The 26,779-nt window shown below is 35.2% G+C and carries 22 protein-coding genes and 4 pseudogenes; 12 read left to right on the top strand and 14 right to left on the bottom strand.

What is annotated here, in order from left to right:
• The 4 genes and pseudogenes from T368_RS0107445 to T368_RS0107435 form a co-directional block, all read right to left on the bottom strand.
• Positions 1–321: pseudogene (locus T368_RS0107445) on the bottom strand (DNA methyltransferase); the annotation flags it as partial.
• Positions 322–323: 2 nt separating this feature from the next.
• A pseudogene (locus tag T368_RS13560) lies at positions 324–674 on the bottom strand (restriction endonuclease); the annotation flags it as partial.
• Positions 673–771: pseudogene (locus T368_RS14955) on the bottom strand (GMP synthase (glutamine-hydrolyzing)); the annotation flags it as partial. The pseudogenes T368_RS14955 and T368_RS13560, both read right to left, overlap by 2 nt.
• 30 nt (positions 772–801) lie before the next feature.
• Positions 802–1,824, bottom strand: a complete 1,023-nt coding sequence (locus tag T368_RS0107435; protein ID WP_004086108.1) for a HaeII family restriction endonuclease — start codon at positions 1,822–1,824, stop codon at positions 802–804.
• Positions 1,825–1,876: 52 nt separating this feature from the next.
• On the opposite strand from T368_RS0107435, the pseudogene T368_RS13555 reads away from it, so the two are divergent.
• A pseudogene (locus T368_RS13555) lies at positions 1,877–3,030 on the top strand (MFS transporter).
• 36 nt (positions 3,031–3,066) lie between these two features.
• Here the strand turns inward: T368_RS13555 and T368_RS16355 are convergent.
• The 6 genes from T368_RS16355 to T368_RS0107405 form a co-directional block, all read right to left on the bottom strand.
• On the bottom strand, positions 3,067–3,585 hold the full coding sequence (locus T368_RS16355; protein ID WP_004086105.1) for a restriction endonuclease subunit S: 519 nt from the start codon (positions 3,583–3,585) through the stop codon (positions 3,067–3,069).
• An 86-nt stretch (positions 3,586–3,671) separates the two neighbouring features.
• Positions 3,672–4,229, bottom strand: a complete 558-nt coding sequence (locus tag T368_RS16350) for a restriction endonuclease subunit S (protein WP_080695797.1) — start codon at positions 4,227–4,229, stop codon at positions 3,672–3,674.
• Positions 4,229–4,969, bottom strand: a complete 741-nt coding sequence (locus T368_RS0107420; RefSeq protein WP_027338398.1) for a restriction endonuclease subunit S — start codon at positions 4,967–4,969, stop codon at positions 4,229–4,231. Before T368_RS0107420 ends, T368_RS16350 begins: the two co-directional genes overlap by 1 nt.
• Positions 4,970–4,978: 9 nt before the next feature.
• The gene (locus T368_RS0107415; RefSeq protein ID WP_004086099.1) at positions 4,979–5,635 is read right to left on the bottom strand and encodes a hypothetical protein; all 657 of its coding nucleotides are present in this window, start codon (positions 5,633–5,635) and stop codon (positions 4,979–4,981) included.
• On the bottom strand, positions 5,625–7,550 hold the full coding sequence (locus tag T368_RS0107410; RefSeq protein ID WP_004086098.1) for an HsdM family class I SAM-dependent methyltransferase: 1,926 nt from the start codon (positions 7,548–7,550) through the stop codon (positions 5,625–5,627). The genes T368_RS0107415 and T368_RS0107410 overlap by 11 nt, the downstream gene beginning before the upstream one ends.
• 214 nt (positions 7,551–7,764) lie before the next feature.
• Entirely contained in the window at positions 7,765–8,139 is a 375-nt protein-coding gene (locus T368_RS0107405; RefSeq protein WP_004086096.1) for a fluoride efflux transporter FluC, read from the bottom strand.
• Between the two features lie 70 nt (positions 8,140–8,209).
• On the opposite strand from T368_RS0107405, the gene T368_RS17150 reads away from it, so the two are divergent.
• Positions 8,210–8,332, top strand: coding sequence for a hypothetical protein (locus T368_RS17150; protein WP_004086088.1), 123 nt, complete (start codon positions 8,210–8,212; stop codon positions 8,330–8,332).
• Positions 8,333–8,653: 321 nt separating this feature from the next.
• Here the strand turns inward: T368_RS17150 and lon are convergent, their stop codons facing one another.
• Positions 8,654–11,155: an endopeptidase La gene (lon, locus tag T368_RS0107395; RefSeq protein ID WP_004086086.1), complete on the bottom strand. Its 2,502-nt coding sequence runs from the start codon at positions 11,153–11,155 to the stop codon at positions 8,654–8,656.
• Between the two features lie 30 nt (positions 11,156–11,185).
• On the bottom strand, positions 11,186–11,818 hold the full coding sequence (locus T368_RS0107390) for an outer membrane protein assembly factor BamD (protein ID WP_051053853.1): 633 nt from the start codon (positions 11,816–11,818) through the stop codon (positions 11,186–11,188).
• A 222-nt stretch (positions 11,819–12,040) separates the two neighbouring features.
• On the opposite strand from T368_RS0107390, the gene fliW reads away from it, so the two are divergent.
• The 5 genes from fliW to lepA all read left to right on the top strand — a co-directional run bounded on the left by fliW (position 12,041) and on the right by lepA (position 20,471).
• Positions 12,041–12,454: a flagellar assembly protein FliW gene (gene fliW, locus T368_RS0107385; protein ID WP_004086083.1), complete on the top strand. Its 414-nt coding sequence runs from the start codon at positions 12,041–12,043 to the stop codon at positions 12,452–12,454.
• Between the two features lie 548 nt (positions 12,455–13,002).
• Positions 13,003–14,376, top strand: a complete 1,374-nt coding sequence (locus tag T368_RS0107380; protein WP_004086082.1) for a sodium-dependent transporter — start codon at positions 13,003–13,005, stop codon at positions 14,374–14,376.
• Between the two features lie 117 nt (positions 14,377–14,493).
• A complete protein-coding gene (gene glnA, locus T368_RS0107375) occupies positions 14,494–15,936 on the top strand; it encodes a type I glutamate--ammonia ligase (protein ID WP_004086080.1) in 1,443 nt (480 codons plus the stop codon).
• Positions 15,937–16,265: 329 nt separating this feature from the next.
• Entirely contained in the window at positions 16,266–18,386 is a 2,121-nt protein-coding gene (locus T368_RS0107370; RefSeq protein WP_004086078.1) for an RNA degradosome polyphosphate kinase, read from the top strand.
• A gap of 291 nt (positions 18,387–18,677) precedes the next feature.
• Positions 18,678–20,471 (top strand): translation elongation factor 4, encoded by a 1,794-nt coding sequence (lepA, locus tag T368_RS0107365; RefSeq protein WP_004086076.1) that lies wholly within the window; start codon positions 18,678–18,680, stop codon positions 20,469–20,471.
• 286 nt (positions 20,472–20,757) lie between these two features.
• Here the strand turns inward: lepA and T368_RS13545 are convergent, their stop codons facing one another.
• Entirely contained in the window at positions 20,758–21,528 is a 771-nt protein-coding gene (locus T368_RS13545; protein ID WP_004086075.1) for an NUDIX domain-containing protein, read from the bottom strand.
• 9 nt (positions 21,529–21,537) lie between these two features.
• On the bottom strand, positions 21,538–22,902 hold the full coding sequence (locus tag T368_RS13540; RefSeq protein WP_004086067.1) for a peptidoglycan DD-metalloendopeptidase family protein: 1,365 nt from the start codon (positions 22,900–22,902) through the stop codon (positions 21,538–21,540).
• Positions 22,903–23,089: 187 nt separating this feature from the next.
• On the opposite strand from T368_RS13540, the gene T368_RS15475 reads away from it, so the two are divergent.
• From T368_RS15475 to T368_RS0107330, 5 genes are all read left to right on the top strand, one after another.
• Positions 23,090–23,260, top strand: a complete 171-nt coding sequence (locus T368_RS15475) for a hypothetical protein (protein ID WP_155116633.1) — start codon at positions 23,090–23,092, stop codon at positions 23,258–23,260.
• An 85-nt stretch (positions 23,261–23,345) separates the two neighbouring features.
• A complete protein-coding gene (locus T368_RS0107345) occupies positions 23,346–23,594 on the top strand; it encodes a flagellar biosynthesis anti-sigma factor FlgM (protein ID WP_004086065.1) in 249 nt (82 codons plus the stop codon).
• A gap of 275 nt (positions 23,595–23,869) precedes the next feature.
• Positions 23,870–24,310 (top strand): hypothetical protein, encoded by a 441-nt coding sequence (locus T368_RS0107340; protein ID WP_004086064.1) that lies wholly within the window; start codon positions 23,870–23,872, stop codon positions 24,308–24,310.
• A 10-nt stretch (positions 24,311–24,320) separates the two neighbouring features.
• The gene (gene flgK / locus T368_RS0107335) at positions 24,321–26,141 is read left to right on the top strand and encodes a flagellar hook-associated protein FlgK (RefSeq protein WP_004086063.1); all 1,821 of its coding nucleotides are present in this window, start codon (positions 24,321–24,323) and stop codon (positions 26,139–26,141) included.
• Between the two features lie 16 nt (positions 26,142–26,157).
• The coding region (locus tag T368_RS0107330) for a glycosyltransferase family protein (protein WP_027338394.1) at positions 26,158–26,779 on the top strand (622 nt) is incomplete at its 3' end.

Genomic DNA, 26,779 nt, shown 5'->3' with positions numbered 1-26,779 from the left:
ATAATAGAGAAATTCTAAATACGATTCTAGGCTAAATTTATCTTTATAGGCGATTTGTGAATCCAAACTCGCACTCATTGTGCTACCTAGCCTAAAAATATGATTTGTGCCAAATGGAGGGTCAATATAGACTAAATCAATGCTATTTTTAAAACTTTTGACTTGATTTTGCAAGGGATTTTGTAGAAGATTTTGCATAGCGTTAAGATTATCATCAAAAATAAGGAGATTTTTTTGATTGAAATCTCCTTGTAATTCTTTACTCAATGGGAGTTGCAAAACACTTTGCGGAGATTGAAAAGAGTTGAAAAAATCAAACATTGCTACACCTGATAGAGAAAATCTCTTAGGAGTAGAGCGGACAAAACATTGTGATTTTGATAAATGCTTGTGAGTGTCTCAAACATTTTGTTTTTACCTTGAATATAACATACTCCATCTAAAATTGCTACTTTAATAATATTTGGAGTTAAAGAAGTGTTGAGCAAACTCATTGCATCTTCAAGCTGGGCATTTTGATGTCCGCCAAAATCACTTAGAAACTTTGCCTCACCGATAATCATTTTCCCATTAAATCTTGCGATGAAATCCAAGCCTTTTGAGCGAGTGTAGCCCAAAGTTTCCTTTGCAAATTTTTGCATAGCTGTGTCTGAAGCATTTAAAATAGCATTATTATTTCTGAATCTTAGAAGCGTTTGTCTGCACTACACGATTAATGCCCTCTACTTCGTTGATGATTCTATTGCTTACATTCTCCAAAAAACCGTGGGGGCAAAAATAATTGTATTTTAGAATTCATCTTTAACTCTCATAATATCTATTTTTAAGAATTTCAGGTAATTCTTTTACGGAGGGAAATTCCTCTGTAATCTCTAAACAAAGCGTTTCTAAAAGCTTATCGCCAAGTAAGTTAGCATATCTACCACGCATTGCTTTTTCATACCAAGCAATTAAATGAGATTCTGTAATAATACTTTGAATCTTATTTTTCCAGCCAATTTGCGTAAGTAAAGATAAAATGACAGATTTTTCAGCTTCTTTACAAACAATAACAATTCTATCACTTTGAATATGAGATACGATACTTTCTGCTAATTCACTATCAAGGCTTAAATGTTTGATTTGTATTGCTACTCCCCAATTTGCATACATATCAAGCCCTCTATCTGCTGCATTGGTTACACCCACTCTATAAATGTGTGCTTTTTGTGTGATAAAGAGATTGTTAGAATCTAAGCAAATTACAGATTGTGCAAAATCTTCAAACTCTTTTAAGATATTGAGTTTATCTTGATTGATTGAGAGAGTAATGCTTAATTCTAAAGTTTGTGCTAATACATCAAAAAGTGAATGTGTGATAATTTCATAGACTTTATCCAAACTGCGCTTTAATCCAGCCTCATACCAAAATAAATTAATAAAATGTGAAATCTCAAAATGTGCTTTATCTGTATTCAAACAATAATTAAGTGCATTGTTAAGTTGTATATATTTGCCAATGAATTTATTATAGATATAGCTTTCAACTACTCCATTATGTTCTCTATTAAATTTTCCCAGCTCTGCTATGATTTTGGGGGGAATTGCATTGAATAAATCATCTTGGAATTTTGCCGAACTTGTAGAGATTCTACCAAGCAGAGCGATACAAACTTCATCTCTCCAAGCTTTACTTTTGGTTCTGTATGTCTCAAGATTACTTAAATCTATATCGCCAAAGATTCTATCACGATAAAGAATCTCGGCAATTTGAATCGGTTTGTAAAAGTGGATTCTTGATTTTATAATGACTTTATCTAGTGCATTTTTAGCTTCTTTTAGCATATTTTTTCCTTAATTTTCACCTCACATTTATTTTTATACGAAAAGGAAAAAGATGAATCATAATTTTTTATTGTGGATTTTATGTTTTGGTTTGTTTGGGATTATCAGCACAGAGCTTGGAATGATGGGATTATCCCCATTGTGGCACAGAAATTTAGCGTATCCATTGATGATGTGGGCTGGAGTGTGAGTGTATTTTCGCTTGTGGTTGTGTTTTGTGCGCCTATTGCCCCTTTGCTTGGCTCAAAGATTAAGCCAAAATTGCTTATGCTTATCTCTCTTGCTATCTTTAGTCTCACTTCTTTAGCAGCAGCGTTTGTGGATAGCTTTTGGGCGTTGCTTATTTTTCGCATTATTCCTGCGTTTTTTCTCCCTATTTATATCGCCCTTGCCTTAAGTATGGCAACGCGTCTTTCTCAAAACAAGCAAGAAGCCCTAAAGGCTACTGCAAGGGTGTTTGCTGGGATAAGTGCTGGTATGGTTTTGGGTGTGCCTATTGCAAGTTTTTTAGGAGGGAATTATTCCTTTGCTTTTGCGATGGGGTTTTTCACCCTTTGCACAAGCCTTGCATTTCTTGCTACCCTACTTTTTGTGCCAAATATGACAAACAATGAAGCCCCCAAAATCACTACGCAATTAGAGATTCTCAAATTTCCATTTTTATGGGTGTCTATCTTTGCAGTTGTGTGCGTGAATGCTGGGGTTTTTGGATTTTATTCCTATTTTTCGGACTTTTTACATAGCATTACACAAGTGTCGTTTGATTTTATTAGCATTGTGTTTGCGGTGTATGGCAGTATGAATATCGTGGGTAATATCATCGCTGGAAAGACACTGGCTAAAAATGCAAACGCTACCATTCTTGCGACTTTGCTTGGAATGATATGTTTATATGCGTTGATATTTGTGTTTGCAAAGCAAGGGGTTGTGCTGCTTATATTTGCGGTGCTACTTGGAATCTTGGTCGGCATTGTGAATAATTCCGTGCATTATGTGATAACGCACCCCTATCCACAAGCCCCTGATTTTGCAAATGGCTTGTTTGTCTCATCGGCAAATATCGGCTTAAGCACAGGCGTGGCTCTATGCGGACTTTGCATTTCACTGCTTAATACGCAATACACCGCCCTTTGTGCCATTGTGCTTTTATCTATGGGCGTGGCTACAATGCTATTTAGAATGCGATTGGAAAGGGTTAAGAGCTAAGGGGATTTTAACTTTTGCTAGATTCTTTGATTGATGCTAGGCTTTTATTTTAGAATCTAAAAGTTTATTTTCATAGTATTTTATGATTTTTTTTAAATGCTTTTGCTCTAAGTTTTTCATAAAAGATTCCATAAAAGCGTAGTTTGGATTGCCTTTAGAATCTATGGGTAAAACCAACTTTTCTCTTTTGATTCTCACATCATTAATCTCACGATTAAAGCTATATTTCTCGCTTAACCTTTGAATTAAAGGCAACATAAACAAATAAATATATGGGCTAAATGTTGTATTTTCAAGCGTTGTGATATGGTCGCTCCCTATAAATTCATATTGGTGAAAAAATGCACTTCCCACGCTCCCACTATTCGCAAGGCTAATGCAGTTTTGAAACTTCCTTACTTCTTTATCATTATCGATAAAATTATCCACGCCATTATTGATAGAGCTAGAAGAAATATAGGGTGTTTTACCATTTATTTGGTGCTTTTTAATCAGTCTTTTACCGCGTTTTATTTTATGGAAAATTTTATAGAAATAAAACTCTCTCCATTGCAATTTATCAAGGTTGCAAGTATAAGAAAAGGTAGAATCTTGCCTACTAGATTCTATAAAAGCACAATAATCATTATAATCAAAGGGTATTACCCCCCCCCCCCGCTAGAATCTAGTTTATGTGTATAATAAGCTAAGATTTTTTGCAAATGCTTTTGCTCTAAGTTTTTCATAAAAGATTCCATAAATTCATAGTGTGGATTACCTTTAGAATCTGTGGGAAGCATTATTTTTCTATTGTGTAATCTTGTGCCTGTTAAGCCTTTTCCATATCCAAAACCACAACTTTCAATGCTTTTTTGCAAAACTTGTGCGATAAATAACCCTGTATATCTATTAATCCTTTCATTGCTAAGATAATACATTTTATTGCCTGTAATGTATTCTATGCCTTGATAGAAAAAGTCAGCATTTTCAGCACCCAAACTAATCGTATCTTTTGGGTTTAAAGAGAAGTTTTCATTTTCTACGATGTCTTCCAAACCATTATTAAAAGAAGTTCTAGTAATATAGGGCGTTTTTCCTTTGCCTACTTGTAAATTATTTTTATGATAGGGCTTTGAATTTGTTATTTTGAAAATCTCGCCAACAATAAACTCGCCCCACTGCACAGATTCTAAACTTAATTCATTCTTTGCAATTTCCATTAGGCTACCCTCAAGGAAAGTTGCAAGGTTTTGCTTTGTTGTAAAAGTGTGGGATTGTTCGTTATGTCTTTGGGATACTTCGCTTTGCTCAGTATGACAAGGCAAAAGATCGGTATGACACGATAAAAAATCAGTATGGCAGGATATGGAATCGGTATAGCAAAGTGAAGATTCAGTAAGATAAGGTGGGTGGCAAATATTACCCCCCCCCCCCCATTAGAATCTAAAAGTTTATTTTCATAGTATTTTATGATTTTTCTTAAATGTTTTTGCTCTAAGTTTTTCATAAAAGATTCCATAAATTCATAGTGTGGATTACCTTTAGAATCTATGGGGAGTTTAATAATTTGTTTTTTAATTCTAGTTTGTGAAAATTTATATCCATATCCATATTTTTGCAAAACAGCATTATCAATACACTGCTTAATAAATAATCCAACATAACGATTCATAGTCTTACCATTTTTAAGCATTATCTTTTCTATATGGTCGGTCGCTATAAAGTCGTTTTCTTGGTAAGCTATATAGCCTATAGTTGCACTATCCACACTTAAAACTCCACCTTTTTCTGTGGCTACATTTTGATAAGTGTTGTCTAATCCATTGTTGGTTGCTGCACAAGTTATTCTAGGTGTTCTACCATTTGGCATAAGCTCTCTTGGGTGCGTAGTATAAGTGCCTACAATCTCAAACAAATCACAAATTTTAAACTCGCCCCATTTCATAGAATCTACATTCATATTGTCTCCTTACTTGATTCCTTGATTTAATTCTGCTATAATTCTTTTTGTTTCGAGGGGATCCTTTTCCCCTATTCTTTCTAAAGATTTTTCTACTAAACCCATCAATATATCATCTAAAAAGATTTCAATATTTTCTGTTGCTAGATTTATAATCATTTTTTGTTTGTTTTTATTTTGTATAGACGCACTTAATCGTGGCTTGTTATCATTATTTAGCTTGTAGAGATTCTCAAAATGAAATGCCCTATTGCGTAAATTTTTAAAAAGTAGCAACAACAAACTTACTTTTTGATAATCTCTTAAGCCCTTATTCTTATTCCCCATAAAATACCGCTTAAAATCTAAGCTTTTTAAAAACTTATTTGTAAAAAGCTGATTGTGAATCTTGTAAAAATCCACCACTCTTAGCCAAAAGCCCAAACTCTGTTGCGATAATGCTTGATGATGGGCTAACTTGGTATTTAAAAGAGATTTTAAAATCCACTCATTATCATTTATGCTTACCACATAATCAATGCTATTTCTTAGCACAATTTCTATAAGCCCCATTTTTGCTGCGATAGAGTTTATTAACTTAAAATTATCTAAATGTTCTTTCAAATCCGCATAGCTATCTAGTCTTTTTTGTGAAAAAAGTCGTTGATATATTTCTTTATCTATCATCATCTCCCTCTAAACCAAATAAATATCCACGTCCGTGCGTTATCATATTAAATTCAAATGTGAGATAATCCGCCATTGTTTTATCAAAATCTTCGTATTTTGGAATCTCATCATTAAAATAATAAAAGCTGTGTAGCCATTCATCTTCTGCTTCTATGGTAGTTTTCACGCAAAATTTAGATTCTGCTTCCATTTCATCACGCCAGACTTTTAGCAAATGTGCCTTTTTATCTTTAGCGTGTATAGTTTCTACTAAGCCTTTATGCTTTTGTACTTCAAAGCCATCATCTTCGTAATTTATAAATTTGCAAATCTTGTCTTTATGGTGTGGAATCCACGCAGTAAATATGGCTATACAAGGGTTTGTGCCTACACCATAGAAAGTATTTTTATTACAAGTGATGACACCTTCTAGGGTATGCTTTTTTAAAATATTTGCTTTAATCGCCTTTTCTTCTTTGCTTTTTCCTGTAACGGCACTTTGCGGGATTATCACAATCGCTTTTGCACCCTTAGTGAGAGAATCTAAAAGCTGTTCGCTAAAGGCGATTTCATAAAGATTTGGATTTGCCTTGCTGCCTTGAGAATAGGGCGGATTCATCATACCAATGCTTGCGGCTATATCTTTTTGAAGCTCAAAGGGATTTTGCTTTAAAAAGTCTTTATTTTCTAAATTACTTTTACCATCACCACGCACAATCATATTAGTCGTGGCAATGCAAAACATATCAGGCTTTTCTTCTATGCCAAAAAGTTGATTTTCTTTGATATGTTGCCTTTGTGTCTCATCTGTAACTTGTGAAAGCATATTATGCATAGCAGCGATCAAAAATCCAGCCGTTCCACAACAAGGATCAAATACAACATCATTAGGTTTTAACTCCACTAAATCACAAAAAAGCTCACAAATATGCTTAGGGGTTAGTATAATGCCTAAAGTCTGTCCATCGCCACCGCCATATTTCATAAATTCGCTATAAAATAATCCTAAAATATCCTCGCTTGTTTGCGTGTATTTAATATTTTGATAAATGCGTTTATAGAGAAATTCTGTGTAATGTTTTAGCGGTGTTTTGCCTAAGGTGCTGTTAGTTTCATTGATTTTTGGTGTATCTTTTATGATAGAGAATTGACTTAATAATTTATCTTTTTTCACTTCAGGGCGGACATTTGCGCGTTTTAAATTATCTGCTATGGCTTCATAGATTTTTATCCCATCGCTTTTTTGCTTATCTGTATTTAGTCGCTCTAAATCAAAGTTTTTATACTTTATCTCTTCTAGGGCAAGTAAAATACCAGAAACCACAATAGGCTTTTCAGTATCGCGTAAATTGCCATAGTTGCGTAAATCTTCGTGTAATTCTTTCGCATCTTTTAGAAGTTGCTCTGTTGTTTTCTCTTGGTTAGTTTGTTCTTTTAGAATCTCTTTAGTATAGTATTCTTCAATATTATATTCATTAAAGACAATAAAGTCTTCTAAATCTTTTAAATCCTTAGTTACAAAGCCATTTTCATTGATGAAATAAGGCGTGATTTTATGGCGTTTTTCATTGCCACTTACAGCTATGGCAATAATCTTTTTATAATTTGTGTGTTTGGCTAAGTGTTTGCCATAATGAATCGCACCATTAACGGCATAATTTTTTACAGAATCTGCATTTTCTAAATCAATGCAATTTTTTGAATCTAGTTTGCAATGCTTATCTATATCTGCTTTGTTTTCAAACACAAATACAAAGTCTTTTACCACCGCACAAAAGTCTGGATAGCCTGCTTTACCGCTAAGGGCTTTGGAAGCAGTTTTAAACGCTTCATCTAGCTCTTTAGTTCCTCCTCCCTGCTCTGCAAAAGGTATGTTTGCAACCTTTAATAAATCCCTCACCCAAGAATCTGTTTTTACCTCATTTCTTGCCATTGCATTCCTTTGTGATTACAAAAAGCAGAAGTATAACAAATTTTTCAGCTACTTATCATATCTAGTTGGTAATAAGAATCTCACATTTCCCCTTGAGCTACACTAGATGTTAGGCTATGTGGTGAAAAATCCGCAAATAGAGCGATACATAAACGAATACAAAGCGCATTTGCAAAAGTATGTGAAAGGCTAGAATCTTAAAGCTTTATAGAATCTAGCCCTTAAACACATAGCCTAAATACACACATAAGATTCCACATATATTAGAGAGTAGCATATAAAGCATTGCAGTAAGGATACAATGATTTTGCAGGAGTTTTAGCACTTCTAGACTAAAGGTAGAAAATGTGCTAAATCCCCCAAGCAAACCGATAGTAAGAAACACAAATAAGAGTGAATCTTGCCCTTTTATCATCGCCACACATAGCCCTATACCAAAACACGCTAACATATTGATGCAAAATGTCGCTATGAAGCTATAATGCAGATATTGACTTGGCAAAATAGATACAACACCATAGCCTACATAAAAGCGTAACGCCGCCCCTATACCACCACCTAAGCTGATAAGCGCGAGTTTGGTTAGCATTTGTGTCCTTTTGTGTGAATTGTTTATGCCATAATACAAAAAATATGCTAAGACAATAGAAAGGAAAACTATGATAATTCTAATCGGTGGGGAAAGCCATACAGGCAAAACGCTTTTGGCACAACGGTTGCTTGAAATCTATCATTACCCTTATATGAGTTTAGATCATCTAAAAACGGGCTTTATAAAATGATTAGAAAATCTACCTTTTAGTGTGGAGAATGATATTGGAATCTACTTGTTGTCATGTTAGGCCTTTGAAAAAGGTGAAACATCTAATATCATGGAATCTAAAATTTTGTTAAAATGCACCAAAAGATTCGCCATTGCTTATGAAAGTGTAGATTTGAGATACATTAAGTAAAGATTTTAAATTTATTACAAAAAATAAAGTTGTGAAGAATAGATTCTATAAGAATTATAGAATCTCGGTGTTACTTATCATCTTACTAGACAGATTTCAAAAAAGACTCTAAACTTACAGAGATTCTAATTCTTTAAAATAGCTTAGAATCTACAAAAGCACATGTTTAAAGACTTCATCAATGTTTTGGACGGCAATTATTTCTAGGTTTTGCTGCACTTCTTTTGGTATATCTTCTAAATCTCTTTTGTAGTTTTTAAGCGGGATTAGAGCTTTTTTAATATCTGCTTTATAGGCTGCTATAAGCTTTTCTTTAAGCCCTCCAATAGGCAGGACTTCACCGCTAAGGTTAAGCTCGCCCGTCATTGCTACATCTTGCCTTACATTTTTATCAAATAGGATTGAGGCAATAGCACACGCCATAGTAATGCCAGCACTAGGACCATCTTTTGGCGTAGCACCCTCTGGGACATGCAGGTGAATATCAAGCGTTTCTGTGGGGCTTTTATAGACATTAGATTCTGTATCTTTTGTAGATTCTGTATTGCTTGATTTAGCATTCAACTTTTTAAAGTCTTTTTGCAGGGTATTATCAAGTCTATTTTTCACAACAGAGTAAGCGATATAAGCAGATTCTTTCATCACATCGCCTAATTGCCCTGTGAGTTTTAGATTACCCTTACCAAGCAGGGATAATGCCTCAATCTTTAATACATCGCCGCCGACTGCCGTCCATGCTAGTCCATTGACTACACCAAGCCTTGGCTTTCTCTCTGCTTTGTCAATCTCAAATACACTTTTTTTCAATAGTCTTGTTAAATCTTTCACGCCTACTTGTATAGTCTGTGCCTTATTGCTTAGAATCTCGACTGCGGCTTTACGCATGATTTGTGCGATTTTCCTGCGGAGATTCCTTACCCCTGCTTCCCTTGTGTAATTGTGGATAATGGTCTCTATCGCATCTTTAGAGATTTTTATCTCATCTGGTCGTAAGCCATGATTTTTAATCTCTTGTGGAATGAGATATTTTTTTGCTATTTCGTATTTTTCCTGCGGTGTGTAGCTGCTGATTTCTATAAACTCCATTCTATCTCTAAGCGGTGCTGGAATGAGTGAAATATCATTTGCCGTTGCGATAAATACGACTTGCGATAAATCTATGCTAAAGTTTGCGTAATAGTCTCTAAAACTCACATTCTGCTCTGGGTCTAGAATCTCTAAAAGCACACTTGTAGGATCGCCCCTTACTCCCCTTACAATCTTATCGATTTCATCAAGCACAACGACTGGATTCATCTTTTTAGAATCTATTAAGCCTTGCACGATTCTACCCGGCATTGAGCCTAGATAAGTGCGTCTATGCCCCCTTAATTCATTCACATCTTCTAAACCACCTAGTGCAATCCTTACAAGCGGTCTATTAAGTGCTGTTGCTATTGAGTTTGCAAGGCTAGTTTTACCCACACCGGGCGCACCATAAAAGCAAAGGATAGTGCCTTTATGCTTTTCATTTGTATTGATAGTCTCATCAGTTTTAGAATCTTCTTTTAACTCTTCTTTTTTAGATTCTATTTTTTTTGTAGATTCTTTAGATTCACTTGCTTTATCTTTTGCTCTTTGCTCTAAAAGCTGTTTGACTGCAAAATACTCTACTATCCTTTGCTTTGCATCAACGAGTGAGTAATGATCGCTACTCAATTGTTTTTCTACATTTTTAATGCTTAATTTTTTACTACTCACACTTGTAAATGGAATCTCTAGCATCCATTCTACATAGTTTTGCACCATATTTGCATCAGAGCTATCAGGATGAGCGCGGGATAGTCTATCGATTTGCTTTTTAATCTCTTTATATGCGTCTTCGTGCATACCGCTTTTTAACTCTTCTAGTTTGCTATAATATTGGTCTATCTCTTCATCTCGTTGTTTATCAATACCTAATTCTTTTTGAATCTGTTTTAATTGCTCTTTTAGGAAAAATTCGCGATTAATTTGATCCATTTTTGTATGCACTTTTGATTTTATATCTTTTTGTAATTTTTGTGTTTCAATCTCTTCTAGCACCATTTGAGTAGCAAGCATAAGCCTATCTTCTGTATCATTGCTAGAGAATAGAATATAGCTTTGTTCCTTTTTTAATCGCAAAGTAGAAGTTACTAAATCTACAACTTTATTTGGATCATCTGTGCTTTCAATATTGCGTAATAAATCAGGCGAAATGTTTTGACTTAAATGTGCTAAGGCATTAATCTTTTCCATAAACACTGCTAGAAGTGCGTCTATTGTCTGCTTATTGCTTGGCTTATAAGTGATGACTTCAATCTGTGCTTCTAGTGGCTCCACATTGATAATCTCTGTGATTTTGCCCTTTGAAATTCCTTGAAATAGAATCTTTATACGCCCATCAGGCAAACTCACCTTACGCATGATTTTACCCACAACGCCCACATCATAGAATGGCACATCATTATCTTTTGGATTATTTTTCGCACATACTACAAATATATTTTCATTACCTTTTTGAGCCTTTTGCACGGCTGCTATATTTGCTTTATCCGAGATAAAAATGGGGGCAATGATAAAAGGAAATACAAACATTTCTTCTTCTACAACGACAGGCAATGTAACTAATGCTTCATTTTCTTTATCCATAATAATCCTTTCTTTGTATTTATATATTTTCTACCAGTTAAGTAGCACCATATACCATGGCACCTTTGATGGTGTTGGCTTTGTGGCTTTCTGCAAGTCCGAATCTATTCTTTCCTTATATATCTGTTCTGCTTCTTTTTGATCGTTTTTTTCATACACTCTTGCAATAGCCTTATTCAGCTCATTTTGCCCTAGCACAAATTTTACTTCCATTTCATGCACGAAAGGCATGTATCTGCTATTTGGATATTTCTCCATAAATTCTTGTATTAAGATTATAGAATTTGTCATAAATTGTTGATCTTTTGAAGCGTTTTTAAATGCGTATAAATGCGATTTTAACCGCAAAAAGCTAATATAATCGGCATTATTTGCATTTCCATATCGCTTTAAATACTCTTTAAAATAAAAGTCCGATAAAATATATTCTTCATTACTTAAATGAGCTTGTCCTAAGGCTAACATTGCCTCTGGTATAAGTGGCGAGTTTAAATGCTCGCTTTGTAAGGAAGAAAAGTAGCTATCAGCTGTCTCTAGATTCCCAAGTCGTATGTTTTTAAAGATTCCCTCATACCAAAAACTTGCTGGTTGATTATAGACAACTTCTTTATCCTTATTACTACATGCCATAAACAAACATGATAAAAATAGGCATAATAACATGGTAGAATAGGAAGAAAATGTATTGTAAAGTGTTTTATTTTGCAAAATAAACTCCGCTTAAAAAATAAACGATATTATATAAAAAATTCGTGTTATGTTTGCATATTTATAAACTTTTTGGTAAAATATTCGTTTTGCTATATAGCTTTAAGGGCTTAAGAAATACTAAAAGCATTGTGTATGTAGCATTCGCAACTTATAATGTTAATCTCGGAGAGTGTTATGATTTTTGAAGTCAAGTCGCCAATTTTAGGTTTTGAGCATGTTAATAAGATGAAGCTAGAAAAGCTTGATGAAGTTTTTCTGCGATTAACAAATGCTGATGATGCGACACCAATTTTTACTCTAGTTAATCCATTTGTTTTACGCGAAACTTATGAATTTGAAGTGCCTATGGCATTAAAACTATTGCTTGATTTAGAAAATAGTAAAAATATTCTAACCGCTAATATCATGGTTATGCAAAATCCAATTGAACGCTCAACGATTAATTTCCTTGCACCTTTAGTTTTTAACTTTGATAATCTCACTATGGCTCAAATCGTCCTTGATAGCATTAAATACCCACATTACAAACTCGCAGAACCAATAGCTAACTACTATCCGCAAGATACAGACGCACAACCGCAAGCATAACCCTACACTTTTTCTCTCCACAACGCACCTATGGGCTATTGAATTTAGTCCTATTGGATTAGCTTTATCTTGAATTCTAGATTCACAATAAATCTCGTGTTGTTAATCGTATTGTATAGCTTATTGCAGTGTGTGCTGGTCATAGGTGTAATTGAGCTATATGGAAATCTAGCACATGTTTATTACCATATTGACCCTTTGGGAAGATGAAATATTTTTATTTGTTGCAGAATCTATATTTTCTGTCTGTGTAAATTGGTAATAATTTTTTCAATATTCACAATATTATAGATCTATTACTTTTGTCTTATTGGCGTTTATAACATGCAGTTTTTACTTTATTCTACATTTATGATAGCAATCAAGCGATTTGCTTTTACATAAAACATTATTCTTATGACATAGATTCTATTATGTTACTTTTTGTAAAAATAAGCTTTTTTGTTATTTTTTGATAATCTTGTTTATCATATTTATTTACATAAATGAATCATGATTGATTATCAAGTTACTTAAATGATTTGACATTTTACATAATAAGGATTAGTATGCAAAGACCTGTTTGGAGTTCTCAACTCGCATATATTTTAACCGTTGCTGGTGCGACAATAGGCTTTGGGGCTACATGGCGTTTCCCCTATATGGTCGGGCAAAATGGTGGTGGTGCGTATGTGCTTACATTTTGTATAGCGATGATTCTAATCGGAATCCCTATGATTCTTGTTGAAAATGCGATTGGCAGACGCATGCATAAAAACTCTTTTGATTGCTTTAGTGGCACAGCAAATGGCAAACCTATATCGCCACTTTGGAAGATTATAGGTATTACTGGGCTGATTGGCTGTTTTGGTATTATGGCGTATTACATGGTGATTGGCGGTTGGGTTTTAAACTATATTTTTAATAGTATAACAGGCTCACTTTCTCTCTCGCATACGCTTTCTGCTAGTGAGACAAAGGCATTTTGGGAATCTAGTGTCGTTCATGCACCACTTGCAGTAAGTATTGCTACTTTCTTTTTTGTTTTGGCAAACTATATTGTTTTAACTCGCGGTGTTATCAATGGAATCGAAAAAGCCGCAAAGATTCTCATGCCGCTTCTTTTCTGCCTTATGATTGGCATGGTTATACGAAATGTTACTTTAGATGGTGCTATGGAGGGCATTAGATACTACTTAACACCGGATTTTAGTAAAATCACACTTGATTTATTTATCGTAGTATTGGGGCAAGTATTCTTTGCATTATCGCTTGGATTTGGCGTTATGATTACGCTCTCATCGCATTTGCATAAGAATGAACAGCTTATTAAAACCTCTGTGACTACTGGTGTTGTTAATACTTTAATTGCAGTTGTAGCTGGCTTTATGATTTTTCCATCACTCTTTAGCTTTGGTGTAGATCCTGCTGCTGGTCCTAGCCTTGTATTTGAGAGTTTGCCTATTGTGTTTTCTAAAATGCATGGTGGCACGATTTTTATGGTTGCATTTTTCTGCTTGCTTATGCTTGCGGCATTTACGACTTCGTTGCCAAATTTTCAAGTTTTAATCGTTGTGTCAGAAGAGAAATTTGGTATGAATAAAAAAGTAGCGGTATTCCTTGTTTTAAGTGTGGTGTTTGTGCTTGGTAATATCCCCTCAATCTTGGGTGATAACGCATGGAGTGATATAAAGATTCTAGGAAAGAGTATATTTGATGCTTTTGATGATATTAGTGCGACTATATTTTTTATCTTTACTTCCCTTGGTTGTGCTATCTTTGTAGGTTGGGTGCTTAAAGATGAAGCAAAGCAAGAAATATTGCAAGGAAGCGAAAAATATGCAGGCATTGTAAATATTTGGTTTTTATATGTGAAATATATTATCCCTATTATCATTTTAGTTGTCTTTGTGGCGAGCTTTAAAGAGAAATTTTTATCATAAAGTCTAATGTGATATTCTCTATTTGCTAGGGCTTTAGTGCATTTTATAGGCTATTTATTTTTTATTCTATGTAAAATGCTATAATCCCGCTTTAGCAATAAAAAAGGAGTCTTAAGTATGACTAGCACACATAACACACCAGAATCTATTGAGATTTTTTTTGATTTTTGTAAAGCAAATGAAGTAGAATTTGTAGATTTTAGATTCACAGATATAAAAGGGACTTGGCATCATATAAGCTTCTCAATGTCAGCCATTGATTCTGATACCTTTAAAGTGGGCATTCCATTTGATGGCTCAAGCCTTGCAGCATGGCAGCCTATTAATAAATCTGATATGATACTTATCCCAGAGCTTGTGCGATATTTTATCGATCCTTTTACTGCGGATACTACAATCGTGGTATTCTGTGATATTTGGGATATTTATAAAAATGAGCCTTATGAGAAATGCCCTAGAAGTATTGTCAAAAGAGCTATGCGACATTTAGTTGATTTAGGCATTGGCGATAGTGCGTATTTTGGACCTGAAAATGAATTTTTCGTATTTGATAGCATTAAAATGCGAGATTCTGTAAATTGTCAATATTATGAGGTGGATACAGAAGATGGAGAATGGAATAGAGATAGGACATTTGAAGGTGGGAGTAATATAGGACACAGACCCGGCTTAAAAGGTGGATATTTTCCCGTTGCCCCTGTGGATTCCTTAGTAGATATTCGTGCAGAAATGGTAAAAGTGCTAAATCAAGTGGGGCTAGAAACATTTGTCGTGCATCATGAAGTCGCACAAGGGCAGTGTGAAATCGGTGTGCGTTTTGGCAATATGATAGAAGCAGCAGATAATGTGCAAAAGCTAAAATATGTCGTAAAAATGGTAGCACATCTAAATGGCAAAACCGCTACCTTCATGCCAAAGCCCTTATATGGCGATAATGGCAGCGGTATGCATGTGCATATCAGTATATGGAAAGATGGTAAAAATTGCTTTGCAGGTGATAAATATCAAGGGCTTAGCGAAATGGCATTGCATTTTTTAGGCGGTGTGTTGAAACATGCAAGAAGTGTAGCAGCCTTCACAAATGCTAGCACAAATTCATACAAAAGGCTGATACCGGGCTTTGAAGCCCCAAGCATTCTAACATATTCTGCGCAAAATAGAAGTGCAAGTGTTAGGATTCCATACAATCAAGGGGAGAAAGCAAAAAGAATGGAGTTTAGATTCCCAGATAGCTCGAGTAATCCTTATCTAGCCTTTGCTAGTCTATTTATGGCAGGACTTGATGGCATTATAAAAAAGACAAATCCGGGTGAGCCTATGGATATTAATCTTTTTGAATTAAGCCTTGATGAAATTAGAGATAAAGGTATCAAGCAATTACCGCACACATTGCGTAGTGCTATTGAAGAAATGCTTGCTGATAGAGAATATCTAAAAGAGGGCAATGTCTTTAGCGAAGACTTTTTACAAGTATATAAAGCATATAAGTTTGAAACAGAAATCTGGCCCTGGGAAGCAAGACCACATCCATTTGAGTTTATCTCAACTTATAGTTGCTAGTTTGCATTCGTGCAAAGCATTATTGTATAAGTCCCTTGTGAATACCTACATGACACTAGATTCCATGCTTAGAATCTAGTGTAAGCAGATTTTAGCATACAAGTTAGAAATTGTAAAATCTTTTTGTAGATTCTAATCCTGTCTTATCTCTACAAATTTACAATAAACATCAAGATTCTAACTATTTAGAATCTTTATCCCTACCACATTTTCTTAAAATACATATCAAAATTTATAACTATATGCTTATAAAATAGTCATAATTGCATAAAATCTCTGTGAAATTCAAAAAATAATGTAAAATATAAGAAAGATATAAGGAGAGTGGTATGCAAAAGGATAAACAGACAAACGCAGAAATCGCAAAAAAAGACATGTATTTTAACCGCGAGTTGAGTTGGCTAAGATTTAACACACGCGTTTTAAATGAGGCAAAGAATACAAAGTTGCCCCTACTTGAGCGACTAAAGTTTCTAGCGATTTATAGCACAAATCTTGATGAGTTTTACATGATAAGAGTAGCTGGTTTGCAGAGACTTTTTGCAAATGGTGTTATTGAGAGCGGGGCTGATAAACTCACGCCTTTAGAGCAGCTAAATGCCATACGCACATACATCAACAAAGAAAAAGATATTATTGCAAATCTGTATAATGATATTAAGAAATCACTTGCGACAGAAAAGCTTATTTTACGCAATTTTGATGAGCTTGATTCTAGAACAAAGCAGGAGATGCACAAATATTTTAAGACCTATTTGTATCCCATTATCGTGCCTATCGTTGTAGATTCTGTGCATCCATTCCCCCATCTTAATAATCTAAGCTTTGCCATAGCCCTAACACTAAAAAATAAGGAAACAAATGAGATAAAGTATGGCATGGTGCGTATATCACGCGTTTTGAAGCGTTTTGTGCGTGTGAATCACGACTCTTTTGTATTTACTGAAAGCATTGTTGGGGAGTTTGCAAGTGAGCTATTTGAGGGCTATGAGACACTTGCGTATCTGCCATTTAGAGTTACAAGAAATGCGGATATGGAGATAGAAGAAGATGAGGCAGATGACTTTATCGCGCTTATGAGCGAGGGCTTACGGGCAAGGAAAAAAGGCGAGATTGTGCGACTTGAAGTCGGCAGTGCGAACAAAGAGAGCGAATATACAAAATTGCTAGATTTTATCAATACCCAGTTGAAAGTGCCAAAAGAAGATGTCTATACATATAAAACGCCTATTGGCATGAATGCCTTTTGGGAGCTTGTAGGATTAAAAGAATACGCATATCTTACCTTGCCACAATATGTAGCAAAGACTTTGCCACCACTTGATGATTCTGTGAATATTTTTGATTGCATTGAAAAAGAGGATATATTGCTATTTCACCCATTTGAGAGCTTTGATCCCATCGTGCAGTTTATACAACAAGCAGCAAAAGACCCTGATGTGCTATCTATCCGCATGACACTTTATCGTGTAGGAGCAAAATCGCCCATTGTTAAAGCCCTGACAGAAGCCGCTGAGGTCAAGCAGGTAACCGTGCTTGTTGAGCTAAAAGCGCGCTTTGATGAAGAAAATAATCTTCACTGGGCAAAGGCTTTAGAATCTGCTGGGGCACATGTAATCTATGGTGTGCCAAATCTAAAAGTGCATGCAAAAATAGCCCTTGTCATTCGAAAAAAGGGGGATAAATTGCATGAATATGTGCATCTAAGCTCTGGTAATTACAACGCACAAACTGCAAAAATTTACACAGATGTGAGTTTGCTTAGTGCAAATCCAGCCTTTGCAAAAGATGCGGTAAAATTCTTTCACTCACTCTCTGCGGGTAGCTCTAAACGCGCTACACTTGATACGCTATATAGTGCGCCAACGCAGATAAAAAAGCACCTTTTGCAATTAATCAATGACGAAATCGCACATAAAGAACAAGGTAAAATCATTATGAAAGCAAACGCATGTGTAGATATTGACATTATAAATGCGTTATATAAAGCATCACAAGCGGGCGTAAAAGTGGATCTCATCATACGCGGTATATGCTGCTTGAAGCCCGGCGTTACAGGATTGAGCGAAAATATCAATGTATATTCTATCGTTGGCAAATATTTAGAACATGCTAGAATCTATTATTTCAAGCACGCAAAAACAAACATTTACTTTGCAAGTGCAGACATTATGCCAAGAAACTTAGAGCGTAGAGTGGAGCTACTCACACCAGCGATAAATAAACGCGTAGCAGAAAAACTCATGCAGATTCTGACCTTGCAGTTAAATGACACTATGCAAAGATATGAATTGAAAAGCGATGGTGAATATCAAAAAGTCCCAGCAAAAGATGGCGGACTCTCATCGCAAGAAGCATGGGAGAGAATGACTACACAAATACACAATGCTAACAAAAAAGTCGATGAAAAAATGAAACGACTTGTAACACGCATGATGGGCGAGTCGTAATTCATAAGCTTTAATGATTTGTCTCCACAAAATGTGGTATTCTAGGCAAGGAAAGGCATTATAATCTTTGCCTATCAAGTTACAGCAACGCACATAACAACATAAAAGTCTTATGAACTATAACCTGTAATATAATAAAACATAAAGAAATATCCATGCAATAAAACCCTAAATAAAAGATATTTTGACAATCATGTATATTTTTGATAGAATCTAGCCTTTTAGCCATTTACATAAGACATAATATTTATGGCACTCCGTTGTCGCATTTTAGATTCTATAAGGTATAACATGCAAAGTAATATTCGAAATTTCTCTATCATAGCCCATATCGACCATGGTAAAAGCACCATTGCTGATTGTTTGCTGCAAGCATGTGGCAGTGTATCTAAGCGTGAGGTAAGCACACAAATGATGGATACCATGGATATTGAAAAAGAAAGGGGCATTACTATCAAAGCCCAAAGTGCGAGGCTTTTATATCAGCAAGGGGGGCAAACCTATATTCTAAATCTCATTGATACGCCCGGACATGTGGATTTTAGCTATGAAGTGTCGCGTTCATTGAAGTCATGTGAGGGTGTGCTGCTTGTCGTTGATGCAAGTCAAGGCATACAAGCCCAAACTATCGCAAATGTCTATATCGCCCTTGAAAATAACCTTGAGATTATCCCTGTGATAAATAAGATTGACTTACCAGCCGCACAGCCCGAGCGAGTTATCGCAGAGATTGAGAGTATTTTAGGACTTGATTGCTCTAATGCGGTGCTTGTGAGTGCAAAGACTGGGCAAGGCATAGAATCTTTATTAGAAAGCATTGTTACACTTATCCCGCCACCACATATTGATGATTCTAAACCGCTTAAAGCCCTTGTGTATGATTCATGGTTTGATAACTATTTAGGGGCATTAGGGCTTATTAGAATCATGGAGGGACAGATAAAAAAGGGTGATATGGTAAAAACGATGAGTTCAAATAATGCCTATCAAGTCTTAGGGCTAGCCTATCCGCATCCGCTTCATAAGCAAAATAGCGAGATTCTAAAAAGTGGCGAGATTGGGATATTAAATCTTGGGTTAAAAAGTGTTACAGAAATGGCGGTTGGCGATACTATTACTTTACTTGAGAATCCAACGAGTGAAGCAATAGAGGGCTTTATGCCAGCAAAGCCCTTTGTATTTGCAGGTATCTATCCTATTGATACAGATAAGTTTGAGGATTTACGCGATGCTTTGAATAAATTAAAGCTTAATGATTCTGCCTTGCAGTTTGAGCCAGAAAGCAGTGTGGCACTTGGCTTTGGATTTCGCGTTGGGTTTTTAGGGCTTTTACACATGGAGGTTGTCAAAGAGCGATTAGAGCGAGAGTTTGGACTTGATTTAATCGCATCAGCACCGACTGTTGTATATGAAGTGCATTTAACAGATGGCAGCATGGTTATGGTGCAAAATCCAAGCGAGTTGCCACCAGAACAAAGGATTGCTTGTATAAAAGAGCCATTTGTAAGAGCTACTATCATTACGCCAAGTGAGTTTTTAGGTAATATCATCGTGCTGCTGAATAACAAGCGAGGCGTGCAAGAGAATATGGAGTATTTGAATGAAAATCGCGTTATGCTAACCTATGCCCTGCCAAGCAATGAAATCATTATGGATTTTTATGATAAGCTGAAATCACAGACTAAAGGCTATGCGAGTTTTGATTATGAGCCGATTGAGTATAGAGAGGGTAATCTCATAAAGCTTGATGTGCGTGTGGCAGGGGAAGTTGTTGATGCTTTAAGTGTTATCGTGGATAAAAGCAAGAGTTATGAGAGAGGCAAGGCACTTGTATCTGCGATGAAAGAGATTGTGCCAAGACAGCTTTTTGAAGTGGCTATTCAAGCAAGTATTGGCAATAAAGTAATCGCAAGGGAGACCGTGAAATCTATGGGTAAAAATGTAACCGCAAAATGCTATGGCGGGGATATTACACGAAAAAGAAAACTTCTAGAAAAGCAAAAAGAGGGTAAAAAACGACTTAAAGCAATCGGCAAAGTCGAAATCCCACAAGAGGCATTCCTTGCGGTATTGAAGATTGATTAATAGTCCAACCAATTAACTTTAGATTTCAATTTTTATATCACATTTTGATTAAATATAACTTTTCTGCTTTGACAGAATGGCTGCTTGGTTATTAAACTGAATTTTACTGCTATATCAAAATAGATTCTAGTAACTCATATACATACTTTTTGTTGTTGATTCTAAATTTATGCATTATTGGCTTCATCCTTAATATCACTAAGCTTTGTTTTTATTTCATCTATTTCTTTTTCTAATGATCTTTTTATGTGGACTGATTCCCAAAAAGCATCATCAAAATCACAACCTAGTGTATCCCCATATCAGCATCACCACAACATTCAATTTCCTTAAGATACATTTGCTTTATTTTTAACTCATTTTCAAGTTCTTTAATCTTCTCGAATCTGTCAAGTTCAGTTTTAGGTATCTGTTGAATATTCTCTTGTCTTGTAGGAAAATTTTGTCGTTCAAACCATAAAATCGCATACACAAAAGATTGTGTTGTAGGGCATTTAGAATCTTGTAAGAATTCATGTATAAGCTCTCTTGGCACAAAGATAATGTCAATATATTCTTGCTCATCTTTATTGCCACCACCCTCACTCACTCTATCTTGGTCGCTTACTTCTGCATAAAAGAGATATTGACGCGCTCCATTCATACCTACGCTACTATAAAATTGATTGATTAAAACTAGCTTGTTTGCTTCTACATGATAACCGCATTCTTCCTGTATCTCTTGGACTGCAATCTCGTTTGGGCTAATATCTTTATCGCATAATCCTGCACATAGCTCATACATAAAGCCATGCAAGGGATTTTTCAAAAATACACTTACTCTAAATTGTCGCACAAGGATAAAGCCATCTTTGTCCTTATTATAAAGCAAAATTGCAACGCTATCATTGGCATTTGCAATATCCCACACTTTTATATCATTGTTTTCTTTGAATCTTATTTGTTGTAATTGCAGGTATTTTGAAGTTGTGAGTGGGCTTATACTAAGAATTTCTGGTGTGTTTGGAAGTGGCAGGGGTGTATCTTGTCCTTTGTAGTAAAGCATGTTTGTTGGCATAGCATTCCTTTATTGTGGAGTATTATCGCTTGTGGTGTCGTTATACTCAATCTCATCAGAATCTTCATCTAATGAGTCATCATGGATAAGGGTTTTTTGTATCACAAAGGTATTGTTATTAAATGCCGCATTTTTCACAAATGTATCAAGTATTTCTTTTGCTTCCTTTGCAAACTCGCTAAAGGCTTTTTTATCCTTTCCGCTTAACTCACTGCGTGCGGTTTTAATCTGTCCTAATGGATTAATAGGCTTGTTATTCTTATACACGCCAAAATGTAAATGCGGTCCTGTGCTAAGTCCCGTGCTACCGACATTACCTATATATGTGCCTTGTCTCACATAAGTGCCAACACGACTACTTTTTGCAATTTTACTCATGTGGGCATATAGGGTTTTAATCCCACCAGAGTGATTAATCTCTACAACCTTACCATACCCACCTTTTACCCCAGAAAAAGTAATCCTTCCCTCACCTGCTGCATAGATTGGTGTGCCTGTAATAGCAGCATAATCCACGCCATAATGCGGACGCACATAGCCTAAAACGGGGTGTCTTCGCCCTGATGAGAATCTAGAGCTTATTCTGCGATATTTAACGGGTGTAATTAAAAAGAAGTTTGCCATCTCTTTTCCATCTAAATCGTAATAGCGGTTTTTATATCCAAATAGATATTGAAATTTCTTATTAGATTCCACAGCAATGGACTTTATATCGGGAGCACCAATTGGCTTTCCTAGTCTGTATTGTCTTAGATAGACTGCTGCGATTCTATCGCCTTTTTGCACGACTTGACGCATTTTATATGCGGCGATGAACTCTTGATTTAGCTTTGGGTCTTGCGTTGCTCCATATAATGCACTTGATGGTCCGCCACCATCTTGGATTTGTGCTACAACTTTTTGTTCTAATTGTATTGAAATAATGGGAATAATCTCAAGGCTGTATTGCTCTTTTGCAAAATCATAGAAAATATGCACCTGTGTGTCTGCATTTAATGACAAAAAAGCCTGCACCAGATTCCCTAAAGAATCACGCACAACAAACACATCACTATCTGTTTTTACATCAGCGACTAACTCTTTATCTTCTGGGCTAAGGTTATAATATGTCTTTTCAGAGATATTATTTTTTGCTAAAAAGCCCAAGAAAGTTGAGCCATACTCCCATTTATACTGCTCTGTGTAGGTTGCGTAGAATCCATTTGTTTTTGTGGGCTTTGAGACTTTAGATTCTATCTCTTTTGTGCTATTATCTGTATTTTGAGAATCTTTACTTGATGAATCTTTACCTAATAAATCTTGGCTTTCTGTGCCAAATACTGCTATATTCATCGCAACGCAGTATAGAAGTATGATTTTGCAAAAAATATTCATTACTCTTTTACTTTCCTTTTTTAAAATACTTCACAAAAAAATTAAAATATGTTAGAATTTTGGTATTATATTTGCTAACATTATGTTTGAGATACTCTTATTTAAGAGTGTCATAAGTGAAATAAAGGTTAGATTATATCTTTTTTTTGTATATAAATCTTAATTTCACAAGTTTAAAGGCTAGAATGTGCGAAATTGGATTTATCCTACCATAGTTTTTGTGTGTTTTCTTTACGCAATGGCGTTTATTCTCTTTTATACATATAAGGGGGCAAATTCATATAGCGGTGGAAAATCACAAGGTGGCACGACTACGGTGGAGAATTTTCAATCAGAAATGAATAAAAAGATTCAATAAAATTTCAGCACAAAATTCAGTAGGACACTTGAATTTTTTATATTTTAGCCGATTTAGTAAGAAAATCTTTTGTAAGGAGACAAATATGAGAATTGCTAGCAGTATAGCGGCTTCCGTTCAGCAAACTCAAGCAAGAGAACGAAATGATATAAACCGCAATTATGAAAAAAGCGTTGAAAATAAGCAGCAAGAAAATGGTCTATTCTCAAATGTTGGCGATAAAAAGCATAGCGATAGAATCGCCCAACTTAAAGAAGATATTAAAAATGGTAACTATCAAATCAATTTAGCTGCAACTTCTGAAAAAATGGCACAAAGTTTGCTTAATCTCTAGTATAAGGACAGATTCTACATTATGCTAGAGTATCTAGGGGATTAGAGAATCTAGCAGATACAGAGAATAAGCTTTTTAGCTTCACTAAGATTTTTAAGTTTCTGTTGCTTAGACTTCTGCAGGATTCTATCAGGGCAGGATTCTATTAGGATTCTATTTTGTAAGGTTATGTCTTGCGATAAGGTTTAAGCAACAAATTTTAATAAATCTTAGATTTCATAAATCTCTACAAATTTTAGTTTCTGTCTGTTTGACTTCATTACTAGGGTTGGACTATGATAAAGACAGAAACACTCCATACATATCTTACTGACGCAATCGCTAAATTGCAATCACTCATTGCTTACACACATAGTGATATTGAAGATGTAAAAGCGGCAAATCATGAAGTAGTTTTTGAACGCGGTGCTTTAAAAGCTTCAACAATTAGAGAGTTTGAGCTTGCAAAAAGCATGATAGACCAAGAGATGTTACAGCTTACACAAAATAATCCGCATTTAAAATTAACAGAGATTCTAGATGAGAGGGCAAATACACTTCTAGCAGATATGCGTAAAACACTAGAAGAACTCAAAAGCATTAATACGCATTATGCACGCATGGTTTTTGCAGTGAGTGAGTTTTACACTTCTATTGCTGATAGACTTATCCCGCGTGAAAAAGCCGACTATAAAAGTCGCGTAGAACAAAGCCAACTATTAAGAATCCAAGCGTAAGGGGGACATTATGGGCGGTATTTTATCATCATTACACACAAGCACAACGGGCTTACATGCACACCAGCTTATGGTTGATGTAACGGGTAACAACATTGCCAATGCAAGTGATGAATTTTACACAAGACAAAGGGTTATAGTCCATCCTGAAGCACCACTTTATTTTCCAGATTATAATCTTGGTCGTGGGGTTAATGTTGATTCTATACAGAGATTGCATGATGAGTTTGTATTCTCTCGCTATTCAAGGGCAGCAACAGAACATAACTTTTTTGATACAGAATTTACCACTTTGCGTGAAGCAAGCACATTCTTCCCCGATGTAGAGGGCGTGGGAATCTATAATGATTTAGAAGAGTATTTTAACTCATGGAAAGATATAGCACAAAACCCAAATGATACCGCACAAAAGCAGGTATTAGCAAAAAATGCGATGATTCTCACACGAAATCTTAATGATACAAAAGAAAAGCTTTTAATCTTACAACGCAAAAAAAGCGAAGAGATGGAAGCACAGATTAATGACGCCAATAAGCTTGGAGCGCAAATCGCTGAAATCAATAAGAAAATGAAAGAAATGGAAGATAGCCTTACCTTAAAACAAGCAAATGAATTGCGTGATAGAAGAGATGAATTAGAGTTTCGTTTAAAAGAGATACTAGGTGGCAATGTTTTTAAAGGTAAGTTAAAAGCAAATAATCTTGTAGGATCTCAAGCAGCCGACTTTGATGAAGACTATAACTTTAGCGTAGGGCATGGCTTTAGCTTTATTGATGGGGCAAACTTTCACCCTATTGTGCTAAATAAAAGCAATAATGCAGCAGGGCTAAATAGGCTTTATATACGCGGTTATGACTTTAAAGATGTAGATATTACAGACCGCATGGACGAGGGAAAAGTCGGTGCTTTGATTGATTTATACAACAATGGCTATGAAGGCACAAAAGTCGGTAAATTGCAATATTATATGAATCTACTTGATAGCTTTGCTAGAGGGCTTATAGAATCTACAAATACAATATACGCACAAAGCGGGACAGATTCTATAAAAAGCGATATTTTAGAAATCGGTAAAAATGAAGCTTTGAGAGATACAAACTATAATATCAAAATGGGTAAATTTACGCTCTATGCCTATAACGCAAATGGCGAGGTATTAGCAAAAAAGGACATTCACATTGATGTGCCAACAACTATGCACGATATAGTCAAGCAAATAAACGCAAATACTGATGATAACAATAACAATAACGCCCTAGATGACTTTGATGACTACTTTCAAGCATATTATGATGATGATGCAAGGCAGTTTAAAATCACTTCAAAGTATCCAACAAAAGGGCTTTATGTCGGCTTAAAAGATGAAGGCACAAATTTCACAGGTGCATTTGGTATCAATCGCTTTTTCTCTGGTAATGATGCCTCTAGCATTAATCTTGAGAGAGAGTATAGAAAAGACCCAACAAAGATTCGCCCATGGCTTATGCCAGTTAGTGGTAACTTTGATATAGCAAATATGATGCAGCAGTTACAATACGATGAGGTTGAGTTTTATCAAAATAAGCTTGATAAAAAGCACATGAAGCTAAATGAATTTTATCAATACACAACAGGTGCAGTAGCTAATCAAACACAAGAAGTAAAAATCACACTTGATACAAAGAAAAGTGTATTAGAAGCGATTAAAAAAGAGCATTTAGCAATCTCACAAGTAAGTGTTGATGAAGAGATGGTAAATCTTATAAAATTTCAAGGCGGCTATGCAGCAAACGCAAAGGTAATCACTACAATTGATAGAATGATTGAAACCTTACTTGGTATTAAACAATAGTGTTAAGCAGTGATTTATGCGGATTCTATTTACACTTCATAATGTTGCATGCAGGGGCGGGAGTGAGAGAGTTGTTATTAACCTTTGTAATGCACTTTGTGAGATTAAGGGCTATGAAATAGGCATTGTTTCATATTATACTGATATAAGTGAAAAAGAGCCTTATGCCTACCCTATTAATCCAAAAGTAAGCGTAAGCTATCTACATAACTTTGATGATATACATAAGGATTATCGCGGATTAAAGCGGATTTTATGGCGTTGGATAAAGCCTTTAGTGATTAATTATCGTATGAATAGATACAGGGATTATGATATCATTATAGAATCTGATTTTGCTTTTTTCTATCCACGATTTAGAGTTAAAAACACAAAATATATTAAAATCGTGCATTCTGTGATTAAAAAATGGAAAAAGAAAAATAATCTATTTGACTGCATTGTATTCTTAAACGAACAAGAATTGCTAAAATGGCAAAGAAGCGGTAAGCATGTTGTAAAAATACCAAATTTTATCCCCCTTTTGCCTTATGAAGACACACTGCCTAAAGTTTTAGAATCTGTTATGAAAAAAGATGATATAGATAGTAACCTGCATGCTTTAATAAAATCACATTATGAAAGTCTATTAAATAGAT

It is taken from the genome of Helicobacter bilis ATCC 51630 (assembly GCF_000686565.1).
Taxonomy (GTDB): Bacteria; Campylobacterota; Campylobacteria; order Campylobacterales; family Helicobacteraceae; genus Helicobacter_A; species Helicobacter_A bilis.
Note: the sequence above shows the minus strand (reverse complement) of the source record. Positions and strands in the feature narration are given on the sequence as shown.